Genomic DNA, 4076 nt, shown 5'->3' with positions numbered 1-4076 from the left:
TGACAGCGTATTGATATTCCGGATACGCGTCCCGTCCGGCATAACCACTACGAACGGACGCCCACGCCGATAGGTGTAACCCTTCGCATGCAGCGCCTCGGCGATCTCGGAAAGCGATAGCTGTTTGTCGAGCAGCAAATCCCATGCATAGCGCCAGATATGTGCACGCTCCTCGTCGAGTTCGATCCAGTGGTCAATGCGCCCCAGATCTTTCTTCTTGTCACGGTCGGTTTTGCCCGATCGATTGATATAGCCGTCCGGAGCGAGATTAGCCCAACCTCCAGATTTCAGTTTCGCCTGAAGGCCGCCTTTTACACGCACGCCCAGCAGCTGCGACTCACGCCTAGCCAGCGTGAACGTCATGGTCACCAATACCCGCTGATCCATGTGCATCGGATCGATGTCAGGCATGTTGGCAAACCGCACGGCCACGCCGAACTCGTGTAATTCGTCAATCGCGCGCATCGCCTCTGTATCGTTCCGTCCAAAGCGGTCAGCACGTTCGACGATGACGTGTGAGAACTTGCCATCGCGCGCATCCATCAGCAGCCGTTGATACGCAGGTCGATTGGCAGTCGTGCCTGTCAGTACGTCGACGTACTCACCGAATACAGGCATATCCGAGTGATCGAGCACATTCTTGTCGATCACAAAACGCTGACGCGCACGCGAGAGTTCCGGCTTCTGGCTCTCGTCGCTGCTTGTCCTCAAGTAGATGGCCCATCCAAGTTGAGGCGCAAAGACTGGCGTGTTATGGCGTTTCACGCGTGGCATGTGTTGTGTTCCCAACTCAAATTCGATGAAACCCGATGGCTCTACGTTATCGCAGTATTTTCGTCCGTAGTTTTTTGGTCGAATTTCGCTTTTCTTTTGCGGCGACTTCACGCCAGTACTTGCTTCTGATCAGTATTCTCGCGACTGCGAAAACGCGTTCCACGAACGTCTCGCCGTGTTTCGTCGGGTCTTTGTTGATCTGTTCGTCCATCGTTCATTCGCTCCGCGGCATCCAGGTTCAATTCAAGTCCTGCAAACCTCTTCGTTCGAGATGACCTGCGCGTCTCCCGGCAGGGGTTGAGCGCCGCGATCCCGCAAATCCAAGTCTGGTCAACACCCGATTCCCTCACCTTCCCTCGATGTGGCGTCGGCCTGCCGTAGGATTACCTAGACAACCGGCAGGCGACTTGGGCCGAAGCGTACACCTTACGTTCCATATCGTTCCTTCAGGCATCTCGACTTGTCACCAGCGTAACCCAACGATCCCGGTTTGCGATGCAACGTTGCCGCATCGTATTGCTGGTCATTGACTCGTCGGCTCCAAATTGCTATCCGTCTCGATTATCGCAGAGCGCGAGGTCGCGAGGTGGCGAGAATTACAGCTCAGGGTTAGCAGAATTGCGGGGCTGCTGCACGACGGCTTGGGGAGCATGCGCGGTATGTTCGACGAGACGCTGCAGAGCGCCGCGGAGTACGATCCGTTTGGCGAGCCGATTGTCGCGCCCAGCGACACCGCCTACGGCTTCACCGGCCAACAAATCGACGGCAGCGGGCTGATTTACCTGCGCGGGCGGTACACCAGTCCAAAACCTGAACGATAATTGGCGCTGGATCAGAAGCCAGCGATCCGTTGCGAAAAGGCAGCTACATCATGGACACTATCGGGGAGATGACACACAGCGAACTCCAGCGCCTGATTGACGAACGGGTCAAGGCGCGCATAGCCGAAGTGCTCGGCCGGTTTGACGTGTCCGAGTCGGAGTATGTGGCTGAAGGTGAGCTAGACTGCCGCGCATGGGAACAGGTCAAGCACGGCATCGAGCAGGATCGGTGGATTCCGCCGCTCGGCGCGAAGTCGTCACTGCAGCTGCTCCGCGAAAATCGCGATAACTGATGCCGCCGCTGGCGATCAACGCCGACGTCAGCCGTCTGCCCCACCCGTGAAGGCGCGCCTTAACCGCGTGCGATCACAAGCCGTGCTTGGCCCGAATCTGAGATAGAAGCGCCGTACAGCCGGCGTGCACCACTGCGTAGGTATGGTCAAAATCGCCGTCCGGATACGGATCTTCGACCTCGACATGATCGACCAGATTGAGGTTATGGGCGTCGTGCAGCAGCAGCCGTACCTCGGCTCTAGCGCTGGCCGCATGACGCAGCAGGAACGCGAGATTCCGGCGATCCATCGCCAAGACATAATCGAACGTGTGCAAATCCTCGAACAAGATTTGGCGCGCCGCGCTGTCAATCGGGATGTGGTTGCGCTGAAGTACGTCCTCAACGAGTTCGTAGGCGGGAGCGCCCGGATCGAAAACGTTGGTACCGGCCGAGTCGACCCTGATGCGGTCAGAGAGGCCGGCCTCTGCGACGAGGTGCCGCATGACAGCTTCCGCCATCGGTGAACGACAGATGTTCGCAAAGCACACGAAAAGGAGTCGGATCATCGGAAATGAAAACGCTTGGTCTGAGAGGTCAGGCCAAGCGTATCGGTCGATAGGGTTTTCTTCAATCCCTAAGCCACCCTCTGCGAACCGGCAGGCTCGATCCCGGTGATCGGAGCGCCCGGCGAGTGGTCAGACGGATCGCCCCTCGTCACCCGCAGGTCACCGCGTTCGGTGGCGCGCCTAAGGGGTCGGAAAATTGAACACCTGACAGATTGCCACCGGGATGACCCCCTGACTGCACAGCTGCTGAATCTGAGCGAGCGCGCCGGGGTCGGTAAAGATCAGGTCGATGATCGGCCCGCCAATACCGGACGGCGTGATGATGATCGGTGGCGGAATCTCGTAATTGAACAGATCGGGCGGCAGTTCTTCGATGATGCCGATATCGTCAAGGACGCTCTGATCCACGATAGTCGGCTGGCCGAACGAGATCGGCCCGGTGCGCTCATCCTCATCACCCTCAATGCCTTTGCTGACAAAGTCCGGCCCGAAGCCGACCATGACAGTGTATCCCGGTGGGATGATGATTTCTTCGTCCGTATCCGGGTTGATGCGTGCAACGCCGTACAGCACGAGGATTTGCATCTGCAAACCGACCGGCTCGCCTGCTTCGATCGTGCGGACGGCAATCGTGGATTCGATGCGAATCGGCACATCGTTGATAACCACATCGACCGGCACCGACTTCGGCCCCTGCACGATCACCCATGACGAACGGGGCAGACAGCTTCCCGCGTCGATTCCGGTGCGGGTATAGAATTTCTGCACGGCGGTGAGATGTTCGTCGTCCAGCGTCGGCAGGCCGGCGATATCATCGGAGTTCACGGCGGCGGCGCTTATCCAGCCCGGGGTCTCGTCAACGATGACGCGAACCCACGCGCCGTTCTCACTGACGGCGTCCGCCAAGGCCGGTGTGCCGGCCGGGACAATGCCGAGTACCTCGGACTCGTCAGGCACGGTGAGGGTTGTTGCAGTGCGCAGTTCACCAACTTCAACCGTCGTCAGCGATACTGGTTCCTCCAACGGCACGAACGCATCTGCGATCGGCACGCCTGATTCGATCTCTGCGCCGCCAAGCCCGACCACAACTACGTTATCCTCGAATCCACTTGGCAGGCCGGCTTGCAGATGGAGAACCGTAATTCCCCACGTCTTGTCTTTTGTGTTGATCGCGGACGGCCGCAGTGTGATGACGTCGGCAGACTGCACTGTATCGCCCGGTTTGCTAAAGACTTCGTCATCTGCATCAAGCGGGTCAGCGAGCACGCGCTCAATCGTGTCAAAGGCATAACAGGCCGTGTTGAGGTCACTGCCGGCACAGTTCATGAGCGTCTGAATCGCCGCTTCGCGGATGGTCGCGATGCAAGTATTGTTTTCCTGCGCATTAACCTTTGAGGGAACAGCAAAGGCCGTAGCCAAGATAAGACAGATAAGGGATACATCAATGACGCGGCGAGAATTCATGACACATCTCCCAACAGTTGGAGCGGGTGCGATAATCTCCGGTATTGCTCAGGAAACTACTAGGATCCATTATAACACCTTGATTGCTAGTTGAGGTCGTCCATGCGGAGGACGCTAGAATGGTTGTCGCCAAACAAAGCCACGAGGCGAGCCAACCGCATGGACGAGACCTACATT

The 4076-nt window shown here is 57.9% G+C and carries 5 protein-coding genes; 2 read left to right on the top strand and 3 right to left on the bottom strand.

The window, feature by feature from the left end:
• Nucleotides 1-885, bottom strand: an 885-nt coding sequence (locus IT444_14215; GenBank protein MCC7193919.1) for a recombinase family protein, incomplete at its 3' end; no start/stop codon positions are given.
• 548 nt (nucleotides 886-1433) lie between these two features.
• Here IT444_14215 and IT444_14210 point away from each other — a divergent pair.
• Nucleotides 1434-1595 (top strand): hypothetical protein, encoded by a 162-nt coding sequence (locus IT444_14210; protein ID MCC7193918.1) that lies wholly within the window; start codon nucleotides 1434-1436, stop codon nucleotides 1593-1595.
• A 68-nt stretch (nucleotides 1596-1663) separates the two neighbouring features.
• Nucleotides 1664-1888 carry a hypothetical protein gene (locus IT444_14205; protein ID MCC7193917.1) on the top strand — a complete coding sequence of 75 codons (225 nt, stop codon included), beginning with the start codon at nucleotides 1664-1666 and terminating at the stop codon, nucleotides 1886-1888.
• 73 nt (nucleotides 1889-1961) lie between these two features.
• Here IT444_14205 and IT444_14200 read toward each other — a convergent pair whose 3' ends face one another.
• Both IT444_14200 and IT444_14195 read right to left on the bottom strand, forming a co-directional pair.
• The gene (locus IT444_14200; GenBank protein MCC7193916.1) at nucleotides 1962-2387 is read right to left on the bottom strand and encodes a hypothetical protein; all 426 of its coding nucleotides are present in this window, start codon (nucleotides 2385-2387) and stop codon (nucleotides 1962-1964) included.
• Nucleotides 2388-2615: 228 nt separating this feature from the next.
• The gene (locus IT444_14195) at nucleotides 2616-3761 is read right to left on the bottom strand and encodes a hypothetical protein (GenBank protein MCC7193915.1); all 1146 of its coding nucleotides are present in this window, start codon (nucleotides 3759-3761) and stop codon (nucleotides 2616-2618) included.
• Nucleotides 3762-4076 lie beyond the last annotated feature (315 nt).

Source organism: Phycisphaeraceae bacterium, from assembly GCA_020851465.1.
Classification (GTDB): Bacteria; Planctomycetota; Phycisphaerae; order Phycisphaerales; family Phycisphaeraceae; genus JADZCR01.
The sequence above is the reverse complement of the archived record's forward strand: the minus strand, read 5'-3'. Positions and strand labels throughout refer to the sequence as shown.

What these genes read in the sequence shown, in the direction of transcription:
- IT444_14210 (MCC7193918.1), top strand. Translation starts at nt 1,434, where the DNA reads ATGTTCGACGAGACGCTGCAGAGCGCCGCGGAGTACGATCCGTTTGGC.
- IT444_14200 (MCC7193916.1), bottom strand. Translation starts at nt 2,387, where the DNA reads ATGGCGGAAGCTGTCATGCGGCACCTCGTCGCAGAGGCCGGCCTCTCT.
- IT444_14205 (MCC7193917.1), top strand. Translation starts at nt 1,664, where the DNA reads ATGACACACAGCGAACTCCAGCGCCTGATTGACGAACGGGTCAAGGCG.
- IT444_14195 (MCC7193915.1), bottom strand. Translation starts at nt 3,761, where the DNA reads ATGAACTGTGCCGGCAGTGACCTCAACACGGCCTGTTATGCCTTTGAC.